The organism is uncultured Shimia sp., from assembly GCF_947498095.1.
In the GTDB taxonomy this organism is placed as follows: Bacteria; Pseudomonadota; Alphaproteobacteria; order Rhodobacterales; family Rhodobacteraceae; genus Shimia.
In genome coordinates, this window is the sequence record NZ_CANMJE010000001.1 from 342,001 (window position 1) to 365,147 (window position 23,147).

The following is a 23,147-nucleotide window of genomic DNA, read 5'->3' on the forward strand; positions in this document are numbered from 1 at the left end:
CTCCGAGGCCTGAGATCAGGCCTCGGCCTCCTGTTCTGCTTCACCTTCTTCGGCTTCTGCAGCAGCAGCAGCTTCCAGTTCAGCCGGGTCAACCCAACCCAGCATGATGCGGGCGGTCATGACCATATCCTGTGCTTCTTCCAGCGTCATGCCAAAGGGCTCGAGAATACCGTCATCCTTGGATCTTTCACCATCGACCGTTGTCCAGCCACCGGCCAGTTCCCAGTCGGCACAGGTTGCAAAGTCTTCAAGGCTCAGAACGCCATCTTTGGCCAATGCCTCAATCATTTGGGGTGTCAGACCCTCGAATGCAAACAGGCTGTCCTGGACGCCCAGTTCACGTGCGGCATCCAAGGCTGCTTTTGCCTGTGCTTCAAGGAAGTCGCGCGCGCGGGCCTGCAATTCGTTTGCGGTGTCTTCATCAACCCCGTCAATGACCAACAATTCGTCGATCTCTACATAGGCAACTTCTTCCAGGCTGGTGAACCCTTCAGATACGAGGAGTTGAGCAAAGAATTCGTCCAAATCCAGCGTTTGCATGAACAGCGCGGTACGAACTTCGAATTCCTTCTGACGACGCTCGGATTCTTCGGCCTCGGTCATGATATCGATGTCCAGCGCGGTCAGTTGCGAGGCAAGACGCACGTTCTGGCCGCGGCGACCAATGGCCAGCGACAGCTGCTCGTCGGGAACAACCACTTCGATCTTGCCTGCTTCTTCGTCCAAAACAACCTTGGATACTTCAGCAGGTTGCAGCGCGTTCACAAGGAACGTTGGCTGATCTTCATTCCACGGAATGATGTCGATCTTTTCGCCCTGCAGCTCGTTTACAACGGCCTGCACACGGCTCCCGCGCATACCCACACAAGCACCAACGGGGTCAATCGATCCGTCATACGAGATCACGGCAATCTTGGCGCGCGAACCCGGATCACGGGCCACGGCTTTGATCTCGATAATACCGTCATAGATTTCCGGCACTTCCATCTTGAACAGCTCAGCCATAAATTCCGGTGCGGTGCGCGACAGGAAGATCTGCGGACCACGTGTTTCGCGGCGCACATCTTTGATGTAGCAGCGCACGCGGTCATTCGGGCGATAGCTTTCGCGGCCGATTTTCTCGTTCCGGCGCAGGATGGCCTCACCCCGGCCCACGTCGACGATCACGTTGCCGTACTCTTCGCGTTTAACCACACCATTGATGATGGTGCCAACACGGTCCTGGAACTCTTCGAACTGGCGATCGCGCTCAGCTTCGCGGACCTTCTGCAGAATAACCTGTTTGGCCGACTGAGCCGCGATGCGGCCCATTTCTACCGGAGGAATTTCTTCAATATACTGGGCGCCCACTTCGGGGTTTTCCATGTATTGTTTGGCTTGCTCGACGGTGAACTCAGCCTGATAGTTCTCAAGCTCTTCTTCCTCAACCACGGTACGGACGCGGGTAAAGGTCGCCTTGCCGGTTTTGCGGTCGATCGCGACACGAATGTCCATTTCGCTGCCATAGCGCGACTTGGCCGCGCGTGCGAGCGACTCTTCCATCGCTTCAACCACAAGGCCCGGGTCGATCATTTTTTCCCGCGCAACGGCCTCGGCGGTTTGCAGCAGCTCAAGCTGGTTTGCAGAGGTGATAGCCATGATTACTCCTCCTCGGACCCTTCGGTCTCGATCTCGTCAAAATCGTCTTCGTTAATGGTGCCCGCCGCTTTGCGCTGGCGCAGCATTTCTTTGATAAGGTCATCGGTCAGCGTCAGCTTGGCATCTGCGAGCCAATCAAACTGCAGGCCAACCGTAACTGTTTCGCCCTGATCTTCGATGTTGATCAGCACTTCCTCACCCTCGACACCGGCCAACACGCCCTTAAAGCGTTTGCGCCCGTCGATCAGATCTGAGGTTTCAAGTTTCGCGTCATATCCTTCGAAGTTCTCAAAGTCCTTGAGGCGGGTCAGCGGACGGTCGATACCGGGGCTACCAACTTCCAGAACGTAAGAATCGACCAACGGATCCTCAACATCAAGAGTTGCGCTGACAGCGTTCGAAATTTCGGCGCATTCATCGACTTCTATGCCGCCATCCGGGCGTTCTGCCATGATCTGCAATGTGTGAGTCTTACCGCCCATCAGGCGTAAACGCACGAGTTCAAATCCCATGTCTTCGATGACTGGGATGATGATGTCGGCCAGTTTGCGATCAATCGCTGCCTTAGCAATCATGTCACTCATTGCACGTGCCTCCAGGCACAAAAAAACGGGCCAGCGGCCCGTGTCGACTTACCGGTGAGCGTTGGGTTTGGACCCCAGCGCGTCGCTGTTGATCAGGCATATACGCCTGAGTTCCCGAGTCTGCAAGGTCTAAACGAAAACGCCCCACAAATTGCGGGGCGCTTCATTAATTTCCGGGTTTTCGCTTACGCGAACCACCAACGTTCCATCAGGCGCGACGAATCCATTTGGAACACGTTGCCGATGGTGCCCGAGTTGGTCAGCTTGGTGCTGTGGGCGTCGACATAGTTGGCGTACATCGGGATGACGGTACCGCCTTCAGACGACAGCAGACCCTGCATCTCGCGGTACTGCTCCTTACGCTTGGCGCTGTCGAGCTCAGCACGTGCCGAAAGCATCAGCTCTTGGAAGCGTGCGTTGTCCCAGTGGTTGTCGTTCCACGGAGCACCTACTGCATAGTTGACCGAGAACATCCAATCTTCGGTCGCACGACCGGACCAGTAGCAAGCACACCAAGGCTTCTTGAGCCAGACGTTGGACCAGTAGCCATCCGAAGGCTCTTGGACCACATTGATGTCGATGCCTGCTGCCTTGGCAGATGCTTGATACAGCTGGGCCGCGTCAACTGCGCCTGGGAAGGCTGCGTCAGATGCCGAAAGATCGATCTTAAGACCTTCCATGCCAGCCTTTTTTAGGTGGTGCATGGCTTTGTCCGGATCATACTCATTCATTGGCAGGTCGTCGGCGAAGTACTGGTTTGCCGGGCCGATCGGGTTGTCATTCGAAACACGACCGTGACCTTGCAGCACCTTGTCCACCATTTCCTGACGGTTGATGGCATGCTTCAGGGCTTTACGTACGTCAATGTTGTCGAACGGAGCCACATTTGTCAGCATCGGGAAGGTGAAGTGCTGGTTACCTGTCACCTCGAAGATGTTGATCATCGGGTTGGCTTTCATGAGCGGCTCGGTCTTGAAGTCAACGCGGTTCACAGCGTCCACTTGACCGGTCATCAGCGCGTTCATACGGGCAGATGCGTCGTTGATCGCGATCACTTCGATGCTATCAAACCAGCCTTCTTTGCCATCTTTGTAGTGCTCACTGACACGGCTCAGAAGTGTACGGACGCCGGGATCGAATGCTTCGACTTGGTAGAGGCCAGTGCCGATACCTTTCGCGATAGCTTCTTCGATCTGACCATCTGGGTACATGCAGAGGTGATAATCTGACAGAAGGAATGGGAAATCGGCATTGCCAGCTGACAGCGTCATCTGGATCTGGTGATCGCCCATCTTCTTCATTTCAGTGATCGGCTCAACGATCGGCTTGGCGGCAGATTTTGCGCCTTCGGCCACGTGCATATTCAACGATGAAATGACGTCGTCAGCGTTGAAGTCTTTGCCATTGTGGAACTTTACGCCCTTACGCAGTGTAAAGGTCCAGGTTTTGGCGTCGGCGCTGGCTTCCCAGCTCTCGGCCAGTTCACCGATCAGCTGACCGTCGGCGGCCACTTGGGTCAGTGTGTCAAAAACAGCACCGTGAGAGCACATGATCATGTAGCTGTCTGAGTGTGTCCGCGAATCCCAGCTGTCTGAAGTGTTGGCGCCGGCCAGGCCAAGGCGCAGCGTTCCGCCGCGTTTCGGCATTGCCACTGCTGGCATGCCGGTAGCCGCCAGTACACCAGCGGCTGCGCCAGTCTTAAGCAGGCCACGTCTGCTGATTCTATTCATATTACATCTCCCATGTAGGTTTTTCGGAGTTTCCGAAGTGTGTCACCCCGTTTCCCGGGGCGATTCGTTTTACATCTTACCAACTGCAGCGTCGCCGATGTTATCAACTCCGCGTTCATTGAGAAGATTTGTAAGCCAATCCGGGTCCATTTCAGGAACCGAACTCAGCAACAAGTCGGTGTAGGCGTGGTGCGGAGGCTTGAACATGTCGTCCTTGGGCCCCTGTTCCACCACGCGACCGTCTTTCATTACCACGACCTCGTCTGCGATTGATTTCACAGTCGCGAGATCATGTGTGATGAACATATAACTAAGGCCCAACTCATCCTGTAGTTTGGCCAACAGTTTAAGAATACCTTCGGCCACCAGCTGGTCCAGCGCCGAGGTCACTTCGTCACAAATAATGAACTGTGGTTCGGCAGCCAGCGCGCGGGCAATCCCGATCCGCTGCTTTTGACCGCCCGACAACTCGCTGGGATAGCGGTTGAAGTAGATTTCGGGCTCCAGTTCAATTTCTTCCAGCAAATGGTCAACGCGACGACGTTTGGCCTTGCCGGTCAGGCCCATGTAGAACTGTACCGGGCGTCCGATCAACTCGCCAATAGTCTTGCGCGGGTTCAGAGCTGTATCAGCCATCTGATAGATCATCTGCGCTTGACGCAGCTGATCTTTGTTGCGCTTGCGGTAATCCAGAGGCATCGCCTCGCCGTTGAACTCAATATGCCCCGACTTAGGAGGCAGAAGGCCGGTGATACAACGCGCAGTGGTGGACTTTCCGGAACCGGATTCCCCCACGACCGCGACTGTGCGACCCTCATGCATGTCAAAGCTGACATCATGCAGAACGGGCACTTTGCCGTAGGCCGCCGTCACATTCCGAACCGAAATGATCGGCGTGGCGCTTGTATGCACCGCCGGCTTTTGCGGCCGCTGAAAGCTGCGAACAGCCCAGAGCGACTTGGTGTATTCTTGGGTCGGTGCTGACAGCATCGTCCGGGTGTCCGCCTCTTCGACTTCATCACCCTTGAGCATCACTTTGATCTTGTCGGCCATCTGGGCAACCACAGCCAAGTCATGCGTGATGTAGATCGCGGCTGTGTCGAACTCTTCAACGATCTCGCGGATCGAAGCGAGAACCTCAATCTGCGTGGTCACGTCCAGCGCCGTGGTCGGTTCATCAAAGATGATCAGGTCCGGACGGCAGGCCATTGCCATCGCCGTCATTGCCCGCTGTAGCTGACCACCAGACACTTGGTGCGGATACCGAAAGCCAATTTCGTCAGGATTCGGAAGCCGCAGCTTACGATAAAGTTCAATCCCATCGGCTTCGCTGTCCGACCGCGAACTGACCTTGTGCTGAACTGGTGCCTCAGTGTGCTGGTCAATCAGACGGTGCGCCGGATTAAAGCTCGCGGCGGCAGATTGAGCCACGTAAGCGATCCGCTTACCTAGCAGGTCGCGTTTAACCGCGGCGGCTGCATTTACGAGATCAATTCCGTCAAACTCAACCGTTCCTCCGGAAATGCGGCACCCATCTCGGGTGTACCCCATAGACGCCAAACCCATCGTGGATTTGCCTGCCCCGGATTCCCCGATCAGCCCCATCACTTCACCCTTTTTCAGGTCAAAGCTGGCACCGTTGATGATCGGATTCCAGATTTCGTCGCTGCGGCCATCAATCTGGAGGTCGCGTACTTTCAGAAGCAGTTCACTCTCTGACATCTGCGTCTCCTTACTCTTTCAGGCCGGACGATTTGTGCAGCATCCAGTCGACCACGAAGTTCACAGCAACCGTCAGCAGGGCAATGGCTCCTGCTGCCAGCAGCGGTGCGGCGGCGACTTGCGGCGCAAAGGCGGCAAAGTTGATGAATTGTGCGAGGTCTTTTACCATGGTTCCCCAATCCGCCAGCGGCGGCTGGATACCCACACCGAGGAAGCTCAGTGAGGCAATGGTCAGGAACACGAAGCAGAAGCGCAGACCAAACTCGGCCAACAAAGGCGCAGACGCATTTGGCAGAATCTCGCGGAAGATCAGATAGCCCATACCTTCACCGCGCAGTTTCGCGGCCTCGATATAGTCCATCACAACGATGTTGATCCCAACCGCCCGCGCCAGACGGAAGACACGTGTGGAGTCGATCACAGCAATGATGACGATCATGAAGTAGGTCAGCGGAATACCAAGAACCGGCGCCCAGACGCTGGCGATTGTCATCAACAACAGCGCAAAGATCAGCGAGGGAATGGCCATGAGCACGTCAACCGCGCGCGAGATGAACTGGTCCAGCCAGCCCCCGATTGTCGCCGCCAGGAAACCCAGCGTCGCACCAATCACGAACGCCAGAACGGTGGTCGCAAACGCGATTCCCACAGTGTTCTGCGCGCCGTAGATTAGGCGGCTGAGGATGTCGCGACCAATCTGATCAGTTCCCAGGGGATAATCCGGATTGCCGCCAATGGCCGGATCGCCGCCGGGCACGATGTTGGCCGCACCAAGGATTTCTTCCTGCCCATAAGGCGCAAGGGGTCCGACAAAATACATCACGATGAAGACGATCAGCGTGACGCTGACAACTCCAACAATCGACTTTGCCGCGTCCTTGCGAAAGTTCACTCGGGCGTAGACGCATAAGGGTACGCCAAGCGCAGCCAGCACAATGATCGTAATCGCCGAGATCTGCCCGGCAAAAACTGCCAGGAACGCGTAAAAGATGATTGTGATGATCCCGAACGCCGCCGTGAGCGGCATTGACCGGAACAGTTTTTTACTGCCCTCAGACCCGATGTAGATCCCCGCGAGTCGGAAATAGTAAGCAATGATCGCAAAGCCGATAAAGCCCTCGATCGCCACCCGTATGAAGAAGTATTTATTCGCAATCGCTGGCTCTGCGGTGCGCGCGGTGTAGTACACCGATATGACCCAAATGAGCAGCGCCGCACCCAGAACATAACCGAAGGCAACGCCAAATGGCATGTCTCGATAGTAAGGTGCGTTTTTGGTCAGTTTCTGACCCGCGAAACGAAATGCCCAACCGCCTGCAGCAATGACCGCAAGGGCGACAACAAGTTGTACCCAGATACTCATTTTGGATGCCTCAGACGTGGGTTAGAGATAATTGACAGGATGTCCGCCATCAGGTTCAGCAGGATGTAAGCTGCGGCAAAGATCAGGCAGCATGCCTGCACCACAGGAATATCCCGAATTTTCACACTGTCGACGAACAGCTGACCGATACCCGGATAAACGAACACCACCTCAACCACGACCACACCGGTGATCAGGTAGGCGAGGTTGAGTGCAATCACGTTGATGATCGGCGCCAGAGCGTTTGGCAGGGCGTGCTTAACAATCACCCGCATCGGCGAGATACCCTTGAGCCGCGCCATCTCGATATAAGGAGAGGCTAAGAGGTTGATAATCGCCGCCCGTGTCATCCGCATCATGTGGGCGGTCACAACCAGTGTCAGTGTCAACGCTGGAAGCAACGTCTTGGTTAGGCGCTCACTGAACTCCATGCCATCGTAGATGTTGGAGAGCGAAGGCAGGATCGGGTTCAAAACTGCCAGAAACAGGATCAGCACATAAGCCATGAAGAATTCAGGTGACGAAATGGACGACAACGTCATCACGTTCGCGGCCCGGTCAAAAATCGAGTTCCGGTAAAGTGCTGCCAGAATGCCCAAGGTGACCGCGATTGGCACCGCGATCATCGCCGTAACACCGGCCAGGAACATTGTGTTCGCAAATCGTGGTCCAACCTGAGCCGCCACCGACGCCAAACCTGATCCGGTGTCAGAACCGGCAAAGCTGGCAAAGTTCGCTTGCGCAAAACTATTGCCCAGATCACCTTGAATAGCCCCGCCCAGCCACTGGAAGTATCGCGTCACCGGGGGATCATTCAGTCCTAGGTCTTTACGGATAGCTTCAATCGCTTCTGGAGTAGCGCCCTGACCCAGGATGGCTTGGGCAAAATCACCCGGCAGCAAGTTCACCGCCGTGAAAATTACGATTGAAACAACGAGCAGCGTCAGAAGCCCAAGGCCGAGACGCTGTGCAATGATTCTGAGTATAGAGGCCACGTGTCCTCACCTGTTGTGTCGTTATATCTTTGATTGCGTTCAGGTTAACGGTGCACGGCCACCTGTAAAGACAGAAAAGAAACTTTCTGTCTCACCTTTGCGCTTTCACTGTATTTTGGTTGGTTTTTGCAGGATTATTTGTACTGCTGGCGCTAATTTGGCATCTGCGCTGGACTTATGAGGTCGCCAGATTTTGCATGATCCGGACCAGTTCAGCACTGATACCGGGCTCTGAAAGAGCGTGTCCGGCATCGCGGATCATGCGCAATTGACCGTTTTCCCACCCCTGACTTAGTGCATAAGCCGAACGCGGCGGACAGATCATATCGTAGCGTCCTTGCACGATAAATCCGGGGATCTCGGCAATCTTTTCTAGGCGATTCAGAATGTGGCCGTCTTCCTCAAGAAAGCCAGCGTTTTTGAAATAATGATTTTCCAAACGCGAAAAAGCGCGTGCATATTCCGCTGGTGGCTCTCCCCAAGAACCGTTGGAATGGATCGATGCCAGAGCGTTTTCCCACGCTGCCCAAGCCCGCGCAAATTTGACTTCGGTCGCGTGATCGCCTGAAAACAATCGCGTGTGATAGGCGCCAATCATGTCGCCGTGTTCGTCTTCTGGGATCAGGCTTGAAAATCGCTCCCAAGGTTCCGGCCAGAATTGGCCAGCTCCGCCGCCATAAAACCAATCCAACTCACGTTGGGTCATCAGGAAAACACCACGCAGAACAAGGCACGCCACGCGTTGTGGATGCGTTTGCGCATAAATCAGCGACAAGGTCGCCCCCCAACTGCCGCCAAAAACGATCCAGTCGTCAACACCCAGATCCTGGCGAATACGCTCCATATCCGCCACGAGGTGCCATGTTGTATTGGCGTCAACAGAAGCATGTGGCTTTGAGCGACCGCAACCGCGCTGATCAAACAGGATTATCCGATAGACCTTGGGGTCGAAATAACGTCGCATCGCGGGGCTGCAGCCACCACCCGGCCCGCCATGCACCACAACCACGGGCAATCCGTCGGGGCGCCCGGATTGCTCGACATAAATCTGATGCCCGTCGCCCACATCCAGCATCCTCTGGTCAAAAGGTTCGACCGGAGGATAAAGATAATGCACTGCGCGCTTTTGGCTCGGGTTTCTATCCATCAGTGACCTATATAAGAGCAGATGGCTCACATGAAGCATACGGAGATCACAATGCAAGCGTCTCAAACCACTGTCGACCCTTCGGAAGTGGCAAAATTCGAAGCGATGGCCGCCGAATGGTGGGATCCAAAGGGCAAGTTCAAGCCCCTGCACCAGATGAATCCCTGCCGTCTTGACTATATCACATCACAGATCGCTGCCGAATTTGACCGTGATCTCAGTGCGCAACGCCCGTTCGAAGGGCTGCAATTGCTGGATATTGGCTGCGGAGGAGGGTTGCTGAGCGAACCCATGGCCCGCCTTGGCGGCTTGGTGGTTGGGGCAGATGCGGCACCACGCAACATCCCGGTTGCGCAAATCCACGCGGAACAATCCGGCCTTGATATCGATTATCGCAACACCACTGCCGAAGCGATGGCCGAAGCGGGTGAACAATTTGACGTGGTCCTGAACATGGAAGTGATCGAGCATGTTGCCGACCCACTTGCCTATCTCACTGCCTGTCGTCAGCTGTTGAAACCGGGCGGGCTGCATCTGTGCTCGACCATCAATCGCAACGCCAAGAGCTTTGCAGCGGCCATCGTCGGCGCAGAATACGTCATGCGCTGGCTGCCAAAAGGCACGCATGAATGGCACAAGTTCATTACACCGGATGAGTTGTTCTCGCTGATCGAACAGGCAGGGCTGACCCCCGTTGACCGCAAAGGCTATGTGTTCAACCCGATCAGTTGGCAGTGGTCGATCTCTGATCGTGATCTCAGCGTCAACTATGTCACCGCAAGCACCAAGCCAACCTAAGTGCGACGTTAGCCCACTTCTAATTTAAGCCTTAGCTCTCGCAAGATCGGAAGTGTGGCGCGCACCCGCGCCTCACCCAGTTCTTCGACAATGTCTGTTATCATTGGCGCGATTGATTGCAGCGCCTGATCCCGCGCAGCGCGGCCTGCCGGGCTGATCCCGACAATCTTGCGACGCGCGTCGTCCCAATCGGGGCGGATATGTACGTATCCTGCAGCTTCTAGCTTGTGCAGCGTGTTCGTCATCGCCCCGCGCGTTACGTGAAAGGTTTTGGCCAATTGCGCTGGGCTACGCTCGGCACCTGCAGGTGTCAGGTGGTTGAGAACAGAAAAGTGGGACAGCTCCATACCTTTGGGCAACGCCTTGGTCAGACGTGCCCGAGCCATTTGGTCGGCCATCAGGATTTCCCCAAAAAGGGAAATCGCCAGTGTGTTGTTGTCACTCATTCAGGGTCCGTCAAACTCGCGGTCATGGCCCAGAGCGGGCACCTTACCCCGTGCTTTTGCCACCTGTTCAAGGTCCAGATCAACATAAGAGATGCCGCAGCCCTCTCCGGCATCTAATAAAACCTCGCCCCAAGGCGCAATTACAAGCGAATGCCCATAAGTGCGCCGCTGGGCGCCCCGGGATGCCTGATGCTGACCTGTTTGCGCCGGAGCCAGCACGTAGCAACCCGTCTCAATAGCCCTCGCCCTCAACAAAGTGTGCCAATGAGCCTCCCCGGTCACATGCGAAAACGCCGCCGGGACGGTCAGAATCTGCGCTCCAGCCTTGGCCAGTGTCCGGTAAAGATGTGGGAAGCGCACATCGTAACAGATCGTCATCCCGACATTGCCAAACGGTGTTTCTACCATCGTGGCCCTGGTGCCGGGACGATACCCGTCCGACTCGCGGTAGGTTTCCTCGGGCGTCACTTGCACGTCAAACATATGAATCTTGTCATATCGCGCGACGATCTCGCCTTCCGGGTTGATCATGACGGACCGGTTGGCAAAGCGTCCGTCCTGGTCGTGGGTCTTGAGCGCCAAGGACCCGATCAGCAGCCAAATGCCCAGCGCCCGCGCTTCGTCCTGTAGCGCGGAGAGAGTCGGATCATCCGCTTCAAGGTGCAAAACAGTGTTTTGATGGGTACGACTCATCGAGACGATATTGGTAACTTCAGGCGTAAGAACAAAGCCCGCACCATTTTTTACGGCCTCGCGCAGCATTTCCCGAACCGTCTCTAGGTTTTCAGATGGATCGTCTGACGAGGTAATCTGCAACAGGGCCGCGCGCATGTCTCAGGCCGCCAACAGCGAATCGAGCTTACCTGCATGCTCAAGCGCATAGAGATCATCACATCCGCCGACATGAATCTCTCCAACAAAAATCTGAGGAACGGTGCGACCACCATTGGCGCGCTGGATCATCTCTGGCTTGCGGTCTGGCGCGCGAAACACGTCGATTTCCGTAAAGGTGACGCCTTTCTGTTTTAACAAGCGCTTTGCGGCGTGACAGAAGCCACACAGAGGGCTGGTGTAGATTTCGACTGGTTTCATTATGCAATTCCCACGCGGTTTGAACGTTTGTGCTGGATTTAGGCATCCTTTGCAACGCGCGCCAGTACCAGCACGTTCACTTCTCTGGCACGTGCCTCAATACACGCCCGCGTTGCCGCATCTAGGGTTGCGCCCGATGTCATTACGTCATCGACCAGCAAAACAGGACGCCCTGCAATCTGATTTAGCCGTCGTGGATGAGGGCGTATCGCGCCCTGCATTTTTTTGAACCTTTCCTCCTGTTTCAACCCATCCATATGGCCGCGAACACTGGGTCGCTGCAAAAGGTCGGGGCAAAACTCCAGATTCAACGTCTCTGCCACGACCTTTCCCAACAGGGCCGCCTGATTGTACCGACGCATCAAAAAGCGTCGCCGGTGCAAAGGAACCGGTGCAACGATCATATTCTCACACAAGAGCGGTTGCGCGGCGCGGGCCATCCATTGCCCGGCAGGGTGCGCCAATTCCTGTTTGTCGGCATGTTTCAGGCCCAGAACGATGCGCCGTGCATTGTCGCGATACAACATCGCCGCCCGCCCCTGCCCCCACAAACGCGGCATTTTGAGGCAAACGTCACAGTGAATGGGCGTTCCGTCAGATACTCCGGGCAAAGGAACGCCGCATCCATCACACACCAATCCACCGATAAAGGGCGTCTCACCCCAGCAGGTCCCGCAAAGACCAAAATCCCCTTCAACCATCTCACCACAGCTTACACAGCGCGATGGATAAATGAGGCGGATCGCCGTTTGAATCTTGTCTCTCATCACCCTATGGTCCGCGCCATGCAGAACACCCCAACCATGACCGATAGAACCGCCCTCTTGCGTCACCGCGCTCGCGCTGACCAAAACGGCGGTCTGTTCTTGCAAGAAACAGCTCTTGAAGACGTTCAGGATCGCCTCACACTGGTTAACAGGGGGTTTACGAAGGTTGCGATTGTCTGTGCCTTTTCAGATCTTTGGCGTCGGGTCGCGCCGCATGCAGACATCCTTGCGGACGAGGATGTACTGGACCTGGAAACCGGTGCCTATGATCTTGTGATCCATGCAATGTGCCTGCATTGGGCAAATGACCCTGTGGGCCAGGTCATCCAATGTCGCCGGGCGCTTAAGGGTGACGGGTATTTTCTAAGCGTGAGCTTCGGTGGGCAGACGCTACACGAACTGCGCGCAGCAATGGCCGAGGCCGAAGCACAGGTTAGCGGTGGCCTGTCGCCTCGCGTGGTTCCAATGGGTGAAATTCGCGATCTTGGCGCGCTGCTACAACGCGCTGGACTGGCGTTGCCCGTAGCAGATGCGGTGCCGCTCAAGGTTACGTACGAAACGCCGTGGCACCTGATGCGCGATTTGCGCGCAATGGGAGAAGCAAATGCGCTGCACGGACGCCTACGCCGCCCAACCGGTCGCAACGTCTTGCTGCGCATGGCAGAAATCTACAATTCGGAATACATGGAAGACGGTCGCATCCCGGCCACGTTTGAATTGATATTCCTGTCTGGTTGGGCGCCCGACGCAAGCCAGCCTCAGCCGTTGCGGCCCGGGTCAGCCGGCGCGCGACTGGCAGAAGCGCTTGGCACAGATGAGACGCCCTTGAAGGATTGACAGCGCATTTATGTGCGCTAGGTCACGATGACTGATGAGATGATGTGAGGTTACGATGCAGAATGCCAATGCCACCCGCCCTGAACATGGCCCCGCGGACCATCCCAAAGTGGCGCGCGGCAAGACCGGGGTGTTGCTGGCCAATCTGGGTACGCCGGATGGCTATACTTATTGGCCAATGCGGCGGTATCTGAACCAATTCCTGTCAGACAAGCGTGTGATCGACTATCCGGCATGGAAATGGCAACCTATTCTCCAAGCCATCATCCTAACCAAGCGTCCTTTCAGCTCGGGCGAAGCTTATAAGTCGATCTGGAATCACGACGTTGACGAAAGCCCGCTACTCACGATCACCAAGGCACAAACCGCCAAGATCGATGCAGTTATGAAGGGCAGCTTTGGTGGCGACGTGATGGTCGATTTCTGCATGCGCTATGGCAACCCCTCAACCGAATCGAAAGTGCGCGAAATGGTGGCCGCGGGCTGTGAGCGCATCTTGTTCTTTCCCCTGTATCCGCAATATGGCGGGGCAACGACAGCCACTGCCAACGACGAGTTCTTTCGCGCCTTGATGAAAGAAAAATGGCAACCCGCCGTGCGGACCGTACCAGCCTATTACGACAACCCGGGCTATATCGAGGCTCTGGCTCAATCCATCGAACGCACCTATGGCGAGATGGACAAGAAGCCGGAGATCTTAGTGGTGTCGTACCACGGGATGCCTATCAGATATCTTGAAGAGGGCGATCCTTACCACTGCCACTGCATGAAAAACACGCGCCTTCTCAAAGAGCGTTTGGGTTGGGATGACACGCAACTTAAGACGACATTTCAATCCCAGTTTGGCCCGGAAGAATGGCTTCAACCTTACACGGTGGAAGAGGTGGCCCGACTTGCCCGAGAAGATGGCAAAAAGAGTATTGCCGTGATTGCACCTGCGTTTTCGTCCGATTGCATCGAAACGCTGGAAGAGATCAACGAAGAGATCAAAGAGAGTTTCGAAGAGGCCGGCGGTGAAGACTTCACCTATATTCCATGCCTGAACGATGACGACGCTCATATCTCGGCACTGTCAAACATCATCCAAGACAACCTGAAGGGTTGGATTGGATAAGCTCTAGCCCCTAATCAAGGCAAAGAAGTGATTCTAAAAAGAAAAGGCGGAGCCAATGGCTCCGCCTTCCCAAATTCGCAAAGATGCGTAATACGCGCTTACAGCGATACTGCTGCGGCAACGATCGCGATCAGCAGAAGCGGAACCCAGATCGCAGAATCAGAAGACGATGCTTCAGTTTCAACGATTTCAGGCTCTACAACTGGGTCAGCCATCGAACCGGCAAATGCGGTCGATGCAGCGGCGGTCAGTGCAGCGGCGAGAACGAGTTTTTTCATAGTATCCTCCAGATATTTAGCTTCACGTCGGCAATATGGGCGACGCAAAGCTCCCAAGACTTACCTCGTAACCTTGTCTAAACAGCAATGGGGGTGGATTGCAAACCCAAGATTGCAGGTGACAGGGCGTGAGAGACAAAATGTCGTCAAATAAGCAACACTTGCGTGCCTACTTTGGTCAAGCTGAACAATTCAGCAATGTGTTCGTTGTAAAGACCGATGCATCCGTTGGACGATCTGCGCCCTATTTTACGCGTATCATGGGTGCCGTGTATCCGATAATAGGTCCAGCTTAGATACAACGCATGCGTGCCCAGTGGATTGTCGGGACCAGGTGGCACATGGGGCGGCCATTCTGGGTTACGCTTCTTCATCGCAGGCGTCGGTGTCCAGCTTGGGCCCTCAACTTTACGAATAACTTTGGTGCGTCCACGTCGCGTAAGGTCTTCTGTCAAAGGGACAGACGATGGATACAGCTTGTAGACCGATTGATCCTCGGACCAGTAGTGAAGCGCCCGCGAGGTCACATCGACCAGAATGGCGCCGTTACGGGTGTTTGAGAAATAGGGGCGCCAATCAAGCGAACGGAAGCTTGATATGTTGCGCACAACCACCTCATCAATGTCACGCTCGACCTCGGTCGTGTTTGCGGTCTGGGCAATTGCTGGCGCGCTTAGAAACGCGGCACCGCTCGCCAGAAAGGCGCGGCGGCCAAAACGAGAGTTGGATTTGTCTGTCATTTTGATCCTCGGCGAAAGTCTGCTGGTCGATCCGGTATTAATATGGCGAGAATGCCTCAGTCGCAAATCAAACACTTGTCATTTGGCAATCTCACGCTGATGTGGGTTTTCAAGGCAACGCTGCCTGCGATACACGTGCGGTCATAGTTCAAAGACGGAACAGACAATGACGCGATTCCTGGCACTAATTTTGGCTTCGACACTGGCTGTCGCAGGTTGTGACACAACAACCAGCAATGGCGGTGCAACCGGCGCCAAACAGTATAAAATCTCGTCTAACAGCACGGCCAAAATCCAATATCGGGTTCTCGACTCGGTCAATGCGTTGCGTCAGGCTTCTGGAGCCGCCCCGCTAGAATTGAACGCACAGCTCAACGCTGCTGCGGCGACTCATGCGCGTGATATGTCGATCCAAAACCGCCCATGGCATTTCGGTTCAGACGGATCATCGCCAATCCAACGTGTTCAACGTGTCGGATATCAAGGGCGTTTTCTTGGGGAAACCATCTCGGAAACTTACGAGAATGAAATGCAGACCCTTGAGGCATGGTTGGCCCAGGAAGACACCAAGCAGATTCTTATGACCCCAGAAGCGCAGGACCTCGGTATTGCATGGTTCCAAGAAAAGAGCGGCAAGATTTGGTGGACTTTGGTGACTGGAACCCGACTTGAAGGCCCGCAAGTTCAAAATGCGGCACCAGCCTCCCCGCCGGTTTCAGGGTAACTATTCGTAAATCGAAACCACGGTGCCCATCCCAACCATAGAATAGATTTCTTCCATTTCGCGGTTGGTCACAGCGACACATCCCGCCGTCCAGTCGACACCACCCTTGCGATACTGCCAAGGGCGGCCGTGAATAAAGATGTCCCCGCCAGGGTCTTTCCCGATTGACCGCGCATAGGCGACATCTTGGGCATTCGGGTAATTGATCCCAATTGAAAGGTGGAATTCGCTATTCGGGTTGCGCCGGTCGACGCGATAGTCCCCTTCGGGCGTTTTGCCGTCGCCCCTGATCTCTTTGTGCCCCAAAGGCTCAAACCCCAAGCCGACATCATAGGTCTTCAGCACCTCATCATTGTGCATCAGGTACATTTTCCGATTTTCTTTATAGATCAAAACCCGCGTGACCTCTGGGCCATCATAGGTTTTGAACTTGGAAGAGCATGCCGACAGGCTGGTTAGCATAACCGCAACCAACACCCATGATATCCACCGCATCGACCTGTCCTCGTCCTGTTTTTTTAGACAATAGCGCTTTCGACGGCATGCGGATAGCGCGCAGATCGGTTTCGCGCAATCGTGATCGGGTCAGATGGCAGAAAACCGCGCTGCAAGCTCGATATGCGACGACCATCGGAACTGATCCACAACCTGCACCCAATCCAGCTGATATCCCGCAGCCACCAGAATGGCCGCATCCCGCGCAAAGGTCACAGGATTACATGAGACATAGGCGATGACGGGAACAGATGAACCGGCCAACTCGCGAACTTGCGCCTCGGCACCTGCACGGGGCGGGTCGATCACGACGAAATCATACTTGAGATCCTGCGGGATCAACGGATTTCGAAACAGGTCACGTGCCTCGGTTGTCACTTTCTTTAGGCCTTCTGCCGCGCGCCACCCTTTGTCCAAGGCCTCCAGCATTGGGGCGTCATACTCGATCGCGTGCATTTCAAAGGTTTCGGCCAACGGCAGAGTAAATGTCCCACAGCCTGCAAACAGGTCGACGCCCTGCTTTCCCGCCTCTCCAACAGCTTCGACAACTGCCGCCAGCAACGACGCTTCGCCTTGTTGCGTGGCCTGTAAAAAGGCGCCCGGCGGCGGCACCACATTTGCACGCCCAAATCGCTGAACCGGAGGCTGACGCGTCGCGACGACCTCCCCCTCCCAAGACAGGCGTGCCAAGCCAAGTTTCTCAGCCTCTTGTGCCAACTGGCTTAAGAAAGGGCCATCCAGGGGTTTGCCGCCGGTCACTGCTATATCCAAACCGCCAGAAGTCAGCGTCGCATTTACGCTCAACGCGCCTTTGCGGCTTGCCCCAGTCACGGCCAGTGCTTCAGCAACAGGAATTGCCGCCATCAGATCAGGATGCAGCAAGCGGCAATCGGGGATTTCGCAAATCACATCGCTGGCACGTTGATGGAAGCCGACCAAGGCACCCTTTTTTGTGCGGCGGGCCGACAGAACTGCCCGTCGGCGCGCGGCTGGAGGCGACGTAGCAATGGGCCTCATCTCGGCCTCAAGGCCCTGAGCAGCCAAAGCCTGCACCACAACGCCAAGCTTCCAATCTGACACGAAAGCGTCGCTGGCATGCTGTAGCTGACAGCCGCCACAAGACTTAAAGTGGCGGCAGGGCGGTTTTACCCGCTGATCCGAAGGCCGCTCAATGCGCACACCGGTCAAGCGATCACCTTCCAAGTCACCGCTCACCAATTCACCGGGCAAGGTCAAAGGCACATAGACCGGGCCCTCGGCAATGCCGTCACCGTGGTGCCCGAGGCGCTCTATCTTTAACTCAACCATACCGCCTACTCCGCGTCGTCATCGGCATTGATAAAGCCACCGGACTGCCGCGCCCAGAATCCGGCATAGAGCCCGCCTTTGGCCAATAAGTCACCATGAGTTCCCTCTTCGACGATGTGTCCGCCGTCAAGCACAAGAATGCGGTCCATCCGCGCAATGGTCGACAAACGGTGCGCGATCGCGATCACAGTCTTGCCTTCCATCATGCCATAGAGCGTTTCCTGAATAGTCGCTTCGACCTCTGAATCAAGCGCGCTCGTCGCCTCATCCAGTAATAGGATTGGAGCGTCCTTTAACAAGACTCGCGCCAACGTAATCCGCTGCCGTTGTCCGCCGGACAGTTTCACACCCCGTTCCCCGACCTGCGCCTCGTAGCCGCTGCGCCCTTCGGGGTCTTGCAAGTCCATTATGAACTCATGCGCCTCGGCCTTTTTGGCCGCTTCCAGCATCTCTGTCTCAGTCGCATCCGGACGGCCATAAAGGATGTTTTCGCGCACTGACCGATGCAAAAGGGCACTGTCCTGCTGCACCATGCCAATCTTGTCGCGCAAGCTGCCCTGCGTGACCTGCGAGATATCCTGGCCGTCGATATAGATGCACCCGCCCTCGGCGTCGTAGAACCGCAGCAACAGCTTCACCAGCGTCGACTTGCCCGCACCAGACCGTCCGATCAGCCCGATTTTTTCGCCTGGATTGATGGTCAAAGAGATCGCGTCCAAACCCCCGGCGCCACGCCCATAGTGGTGGGATAGAGACTGAATTTCGACTTTTCCTGACTGCATCTGCAGCGGCTTCGCGTTTGGAGGATCCACCAGCGTGATGGGCTGGGCAATGGTCTCCATGCCTTCTGCAACAACCCCCAACTGGCGGAAAAACGTGGTCAGCGCCCACATGATCCAACCCGTCATGGCATTCAGCCGCAAGGTCAATGCGGTCGCCGCCGCGACCACGCCGACGCTGGCAGACCCTTGCATCCACAACCAGAAACCCCAGCCAACAACCGAAACAATCAGCAGGCCATTCAGGAACACCAATGAGAAATCCATGATCGAGTAGATCCGCATTTCATCACGAAATGTCTCGCGCGAATACTCAATCGCTTCCTTGGCATAGTCCATTTCACGATCATCGTGTGCAAAGAGCTTAACCGAATGAATGTTCGTATAGGCATCCACCACGCGGCCCGTGACTTGTGACCGCGCATCCGATGCGCGTTGAGAGGCCGGGCCAACCCGCAGCATCGTCCAGCGCACCAAGAGGCCGTAGAGCACAAGCCATCCAAGCATTGGGATCACGAGACGTGGATCACTGTCCGCCAAAAGGATCGTCGCGCCAATGAAATAGGCGAGCGAAAATGTGATTGCATCAAAGATCTGGAACACGGCCTCGCCGGCAGCCGGAGGCGTCTGCATGATCCGATTGGCAATCCGGCCTGCAAAGTCGTTTTCGAACCAACCAACCGACTGCCGCAGCACATGTTTATGCGCGCGATACCGGATCAGCGTTCCAAAGTTGGGCAGGATCGTATTGTTCATCAACAAGACGTCCAAAGCCTGAATCACCGGACGCAAAAACAGGATAAACAGCGCCACAAGGATCAGCTCAAAACCGTGAGAGGTCCAGACTTCTGCCGGTTCGCCGGACAGGAGGTCGACGATCCGGCCCATATAGCCGATCAGGCCGATCTCAACGGCTGCAACGATGATCGACATGATCGCTGCGATCCAGAATACCTTCTTGAAAGGTTGCGAATAGGCCCAGAGAAACGGCCACAGTTTCTGCGGCGGCGTATCTGTCTCGGGATAGTCGCAATAAGGGTCAACAAGGTTTTCGAAAAACTTAAACATGGGGGAATCCAAAGTTGGAAATGCAAAATGGTCCGGCAAAGCCAGCAGGCAACGCCGTAGTGAGGTCAAATGTGGCTTAGGTCAGCCAAATCCCTCGATACATTTTGCACCCTCCCTATTCTTTGGGTCCGCAAACTGTGGTCCAGAGGGCGGGTCCATGTCAACCGCCTTAGATCAAGACCATGACTGAAAAGACTGCCAGTGCGATTGCCATACTGCGCGTAAAGATCTGCCAGGCCACAGGAGTTGTCAGAAGAAAAGACAGTAACGCCCCTGTGCTGGACCAAAAGAGACAGACAAACAGGTTCAGGCCAGAAAAAGCGCTGCCCAATCGAAGAGCCTCCAGATACGGAGGCAGATCCGACGCATAAGCCGACGCGGCCGCCAACGCGACCACCCAAACCTTGGGATTGACCCATTGGAAAAACACGGCTTCGGTCAGAGTAAAGGGGCGGTCCCGGACGCCCGTGTCGTTTGGGCGCGAAACCCAAAGCCGAAAAGCCAGCCACATAATCCATACTGCCGAGACAAGCTTTAGGCTCCATTCCAGAACAGGCCACTGCAAAAGCATTGTCCCGATTCCAAGACCTGTCAGACCAGACGTAACTCCGACACCAATGACCACTCCGCCTAGGTGCGGCAGAGTTCGGCGAAAGCCAAAGCGAGCGCCGGAGGACGTCAAAAGAATGACGTTCGGGCCCGGACTAAACAAACCCAGAAAAACAAAAGCATAAAGTGGGTCAATTTGAGCGAAAAAAGCGGGAATAGTCACTATTTCTGGCTCAGAAGTGTATCGCGTGTGAGTGTGAATCCAGAGGATATCCACAAGCCCTCAAGCCGCGACAGCTCTGCGCCCAAAGCTGCGCCCTGAAACGCCGGCATGAGGTCCTGGGGCTTTATTGGAAACACCGCCTTTGCGCCAGTTTCGAGATCTTGCATCAAGGTTTGTGCCAATGGTGTTTCCAGCAGAGCCGCACGCAACAGCATGATCGCACGCGCAGTATGGACGCCGTGATGATAGGCCAAAGCCGATGCGGATTTGGCGCTGGCCACTTCGTCCCGCAACTTATCCAGTTGGCGTGCCTGCTTCTTGGACAAACGCAACCGATCTGAAACATTCATCCCACCCAATGCGGCGAGGCGTGTCAGTGCGTCGGGCTCAGCGCCTATCAGGCTTTCCAGATGCACCAGAGGGGCAAGCGCACGGTCATCTGCACCCTCGATCACCTGCGTAAGTACTCCGGCATGACGCATCGCAGCTACCGCTGGCGCTGGATCAGGTGCCGCCAACAGCTTGAGCACCTCAGCGCCCAGCCGTTCCTTCGAAAGGCCGGCTATTCCCTCGACACATTCCGCGATCGCCGCGTGTGCATCGGGATCCATACCCTTGGAGGCATCACCATACCAAGCATGGAATCGAAAGTACCTAAGGATACGCAGATAGTCCTCGCGGATACGCAGTTGCGCGTTGTCGATAAAGCGCACCTGACGTGCTTCTAAGTCAGACATGCCGCCCAAGGGATCAACGACCGTTCCGTCTGGCCGCGCATAAAGCGCATTCATTGTAAAATCACGACGGCGCGCATCATCCTCAACACAAGACGAAAACGCGACAACAGCGTGTCTTCCATCCGTTTCGACATCCTTACGGAATGTCGTGATCTCATGGGGGATCCCACCAGAAACCACAGTGATAGTTCCATGATCAATGCCGGTTGGGATGGCTTGAAAGCCCACTTTCCGCGCCAGATCCAAGACGACCTGTGGATGTGCATCTGTTGCGATATCCAGATCGTTGACCGCCACTCCCATCAGCGCATTGCGCACGCAGCCCCCGACGAAAAGGGCTTGATACCCGGCATCAGTCAACATCGCGCAAACAGCCTTAGTCTGCGGATTGTCCAACCAATCACCGGAGATGTGCGTCACGGGTTCATCCTTTCGGCCAGCCCCCGCAGGATACGCGCAGTGGCGCCCCAGATGTAATAGGGGCCGAAGGGGACGGTAAAGTAAGATCGCCGCTGACCCATCCAGCGTCTGGATTGTACCGAAAAGCGTGCCGGGTCTGTGACATGAGCCAGAGGCACCGAAAAGACTTCATCCACTTCGCCAGGCTCTGGAACGATGTCAAATGTGTCTCTAACCCGGCCCAAAACAGGCGTGACCGTAAAACTGGTGACGGTTTCGTGGAACGGTAATGTTCCCAGAACATCGACGTTGTCGATCGGCAGTCCAATCTCTTCGTTGGCTTCCCGCAAAGCGGCGGCAATGACATCTGTGTCGCCTTCATCCTGTTTTCCACCGGGAAAGGCGATCTGGCCCGGGTGGTGTTTCAAATGCGAAGCCCGCTTCGTCAGGATCACAAAAGGCGCGCCATCGCGCAGTTCAATCGGCACCAAAACACCGGCCGGACGCAGTTTCCGACCCTCCTGCAAAACCACGTCTGGGTTCAGGTCAAAGTCGGACGAGGCGCCGGTTTCACGGCCCAGCGCCTTCAAAACATGTTCAAGTGGATCAGGCACTGCCTGTCTCTTTTGCATCTTTACCGACAGTTGTGGGGTCAAGATCGTAATGTGCGCCACAGAACTGACAGTCTGCCGTGACCCGGCCTTCGGGTGTCGTCATCTTTTGAATGTCCTTGACCGAATAGATCGACAAAGATTGGCGTACGCGATCTTCCGAGCACGAGCAGCCAAACTGAACGGGTTGAGCATCATAGACCCGAGGCAATTCTTCATGGAACAGGCGCACCAAGAGATCCGCAGGCGACACAGAAGGGCCGATCATTTCAAGGTCTTCGACACTGTCCAACAGGATATTGGCGCGGTTCCAGTTTTCCCCATCCTGGTCGTTCAGCACGTCCTGTGCCAGCAACAGCCCACCTTCACCGCTACCTCCTTCGCCAGACACATGAGGCGAGGCCTTGGGCATGTGTTGCAGCATGATACCGCCAGCGCGCCAATGCTCTGGGACGCCGGGCTCGATCGACTTGCCGAACCGCAAGGCAAACCGTGTTGCCAACTGTTCGGATTGCGCGAAATAGGCCTCGGCGCTGGCCTTGATCGATCCGCCAGTCAGGCCACTGATACCCTGATAGGGCTCCATGCCTTTGCCTTGGTCAATCAGCACCGCAAAATAGCCGTTTCCAACCTGATCAAAGGGTTCGCCTTCGGTGATGCGATCCGCGTCATAATTTGCATAGGCACGAATGCGGGCGGGCTCACCCTCTTTGGTTGGACCATAATAGTCCGTCGCGATCATCCGTACGGGTCCATTGGACTGTACCTGCAAGGACAATTTCCAACGGAGTTTGACGGTTTGCCCGATCAGCGCGGTCAGCAATGTCATTTCAGCGACCAGAGCTTCAACCACGGGCGGATAATTGTGCTGCTTCAGCACACCATCCAGCACGCCATCCAAACGTGCGACGCGACCGCGAATGTCCGCATTGTCCAGTTGGAACGGCAGCACAGTGTCGTCCCAGGCGATTTTATTACCAAGTGTCATGGAGCGTTCCTAAAG

General features: G+C 55.6%; 24 protein-coding genes. 4 read left to right on the top strand and 20 right to left on the bottom strand.

Annotation, left to right across the window (positions count from 1 at the left end):
- Positions 1-15: 15 nt before the first annotated feature.
- The 7 genes from nusA to pip all read right to left on the bottom strand — a co-directional run bounded on the left by nusA (position 16) and on the right by pip (position 9,179).
- On the bottom strand, positions 16-1,638 hold the full coding sequence (gene nusA, locus Q0932_RS01700; RefSeq protein WP_299349023.1) for a transcription termination factor NusA: 1,623 nt from the start codon (positions 1,636-1,638) through the stop codon (positions 16-18).
- 2 nt (positions 1,639-1,640) lie between these two features.
- Positions 1,641-2,222 (bottom strand): ribosome maturation factor RimP, encoded by a 582-nt coding sequence (gene rimP / locus Q0932_RS01705; protein ID WP_299349026.1) that lies wholly within the window; start codon positions 2,220-2,222, stop codon positions 1,641-1,643.
- Positions 2,223-2,407: 185 nt separating this feature from the next.
- Positions 2,408-3,952, bottom strand: coding sequence for an ABC transporter substrate-binding protein (locus Q0932_RS01710; protein ID WP_299349028.1), 1,545 nt, complete (start codon positions 3,950-3,952; stop codon positions 2,408-2,410).
- Positions 3,953-4,021: 69 nt separating this feature from the next.
- Positions 4,022-5,674, bottom strand: a complete 1,653-nt coding sequence (locus Q0932_RS01715) for an ABC transporter ATP-binding protein (RefSeq protein WP_299349031.1) — start codon at positions 5,672-5,674, stop codon at positions 4,022-4,024.
- Between the two features lie 10 nt (positions 5,675-5,684).
- Positions 5,685-6,926, bottom strand: coding sequence for an ABC transporter permease (locus tag Q0932_RS01720; RefSeq protein WP_299349642.1), 1,242 nt, complete (start codon positions 6,924-6,926; stop codon positions 5,685-5,687).
- 107 nt (positions 6,927-7,033) lie between these two features.
- Positions 7,034-8,032, bottom strand: coding sequence for an ABC transporter permease (locus Q0932_RS01725; RefSeq protein WP_299349034.1), 999 nt, complete (start codon positions 8,030-8,032; stop codon positions 7,034-7,036).
- 175 nt (positions 8,033-8,207) lie between these two features.
- Positions 8,208-9,179 carry a prolyl aminopeptidase gene (gene pip, locus Q0932_RS01730; RefSeq protein ID WP_299349036.1) on the bottom strand — a complete coding sequence of 324 codons (972 nt, stop codon included), beginning with the start codon at positions 9,177-9,179 and terminating at the stop codon, positions 8,208-8,210.
- A gap of 51 nt (positions 9,180-9,230) precedes the next feature.
- Between pip and ubiG the strand changes: the two genes are divergently transcribed.
- Positions 9,231-9,977 carry a bifunctional 2-polyprenyl-6-hydroxyphenol methylase/3-demethylubiquinol 3-O-methyltransferase UbiG gene (gene ubiG / locus Q0932_RS01735; RefSeq protein WP_299349038.1) on the top strand — a complete coding sequence of 249 codons (747 nt, stop codon included), beginning with the start codon at positions 9,231-9,233 and terminating at the stop codon, positions 9,975-9,977.
- A gap of 8 nt (positions 9,978-9,985) precedes the next feature.
- On the opposite strand, the gene Q0932_RS01740 is transcribed toward ubiG, so the two are convergent.
- Genes Q0932_RS01740 through Q0932_RS01755 form a run of 4 tightly spaced genes read right to left on the bottom strand, consistent with a single transcriptional unit; the run spans position 9,986 to position 12,282 of the window.
- Positions 9,986-10,423: a MarR family transcriptional regulator gene (locus Q0932_RS01740; RefSeq protein WP_299349041.1), complete on the bottom strand. Its 438-nt coding sequence runs from the start codon at positions 10,421-10,423 to the stop codon at positions 9,986-9,988.
- Positions 10,424-11,254: a carbon-nitrogen hydrolase family protein gene (locus tag Q0932_RS01745; protein WP_299349044.1), complete on the bottom strand. Its 831-nt coding sequence runs from the start codon at positions 11,252-11,254 to the stop codon at positions 10,424-10,426.
- Between the two features lie 3 nt (positions 11,255-11,257).
- The gene (grxC, locus tag Q0932_RS01750; RefSeq protein WP_299349046.1) at positions 11,258-11,515 is read right to left on the bottom strand and encodes a glutaredoxin 3; all 258 of its coding nucleotides are present in this window, start codon (positions 11,513-11,515) and stop codon (positions 11,258-11,260) included.
- A gap of 38 nt (positions 11,516-11,553) precedes the next feature.
- Positions 11,554-12,282: a double zinc ribbon domain-containing protein gene (locus Q0932_RS01755; protein ID WP_299349048.1), complete on the bottom strand. Its 729-nt coding sequence runs from the start codon at positions 12,280-12,282 to the stop codon at positions 11,554-11,556.
- 18 nt (positions 12,283-12,300) lie between these two features.
- Here Q0932_RS01755 and Q0932_RS01760 point away from each other — a divergent pair, with 18 nt between their 5' ends.
- Complete coding sequence (locus Q0932_RS01760) at positions 12,301-13,119, top strand: methyltransferase domain-containing protein (RefSeq protein ID WP_299349050.1); 819 nt, start codon at positions 12,301-12,303, stop codon at positions 13,117-13,119.
- A gap of 55 nt (positions 13,120-13,174) precedes the next feature.
- Positions 13,175-14,233 carry a ferrochelatase gene (hemH, locus tag Q0932_RS01765; protein WP_299349052.1) on the top strand — a complete coding sequence of 353 codons (1,059 nt, stop codon included), beginning with the start codon at positions 13,175-13,177 and terminating at the stop codon, positions 14,231-14,233.
- Between the two features lie 98 nt (positions 14,234-14,331).
- Here hemH and Q0932_RS01770 read toward each other — a convergent pair whose 3' ends face one another.
- Complete coding sequence (locus Q0932_RS01770; protein ID WP_299349055.1) at positions 14,332-14,511, bottom strand: hypothetical protein; 180 nt, start codon at positions 14,509-14,511, stop codon at positions 14,332-14,334.
- A 146-nt stretch (positions 14,512-14,657) separates the two neighbouring features.
- Positions 14,658-15,251 carry a L,D-transpeptidase gene (locus tag Q0932_RS01775; protein ID WP_299349058.1) on the bottom strand — a complete coding sequence of 198 codons (594 nt, stop codon included), beginning with the start codon at positions 15,249-15,251 and terminating at the stop codon, positions 14,658-14,660.
- A gap of 166 nt (positions 15,252-15,417) precedes the next feature.
- Between Q0932_RS01775 and Q0932_RS01780 the strand changes: the two genes are divergently transcribed.
- The gene (locus Q0932_RS01780) at positions 15,418-15,975 is read left to right on the top strand and encodes a CAP domain-containing protein (protein ID WP_299349061.1); all 558 of its coding nucleotides are present in this window, start codon (positions 15,418-15,420) and stop codon (positions 15,973-15,975) included.
- Here the strand turns inward: Q0932_RS01780 and Q0932_RS01785 are convergent, their stop codons facing one another.
- The 7 genes from Q0932_RS01785 to Q0932_RS01815 form a co-directional block, all read right to left on the bottom strand.
- Positions 15,976-16,470, bottom strand: a complete 495-nt coding sequence (locus tag Q0932_RS01785; RefSeq protein ID WP_299349063.1) for a L,D-transpeptidase family protein — start codon at positions 16,468-16,470, stop codon at positions 15,976-15,978. It abuts the gene before it with no gap.
- Between the two features lie 90 nt (positions 16,471-16,560).
- On the bottom strand, positions 16,561-17,778 hold the full coding sequence (locus tag Q0932_RS01790; RefSeq protein ID WP_299349065.1) for a class I SAM-dependent RNA methyltransferase: 1,218 nt from the start codon (positions 17,776-17,778) through the stop codon (positions 16,561-16,563).
- 5 nt (positions 17,779-17,783) lie between these two features.
- Complete coding sequence (locus tag Q0932_RS01795) at positions 17,784-19,625, bottom strand: ABC transporter ATP-binding protein (protein WP_299349068.1); 1,842 nt, start codon at positions 19,623-19,625, stop codon at positions 17,784-17,786.
- A 169-nt stretch (positions 19,626-19,794) separates the two neighbouring features.
- On the bottom strand, positions 19,795-20,451 hold the full coding sequence (locus tag Q0932_RS01800; protein ID WP_366141372.1) for a LysE family transporter: 657 nt from the start codon (positions 20,449-20,451) through the stop codon (positions 19,795-19,797).
- The gene (locus Q0932_RS01805) at positions 20,397-21,554 is read right to left on the bottom strand and encodes a CCA tRNA nucleotidyltransferase (protein ID WP_299349071.1); all 1,158 of its coding nucleotides are present in this window, start codon (positions 21,552-21,554) and stop codon (positions 20,397-20,399) included. Before Q0932_RS01805 ends, Q0932_RS01800 begins: the two co-directional genes overlap by 55 nt.
- A complete protein-coding gene (locus Q0932_RS01810) occupies positions 21,551-22,165 on the bottom strand; it encodes a CoA pyrophosphatase (protein ID WP_299349075.1) in 615 nt (204 codons plus the stop codon). Before Q0932_RS01810 ends, Q0932_RS01805 begins: the two co-directional genes overlap by 4 nt.
- Positions 22,140-23,132: an Hsp33 family molecular chaperone HslO gene (locus tag Q0932_RS01815; protein WP_299349078.1), complete on the bottom strand. Its 993-nt coding sequence runs from the start codon at positions 23,130-23,132 to the stop codon at positions 22,140-22,142. Before Q0932_RS01815 ends, Q0932_RS01810 begins: the two co-directional genes overlap by 26 nt.
- Positions 23,133-23,147: the final 15 nt, after the last annotated feature.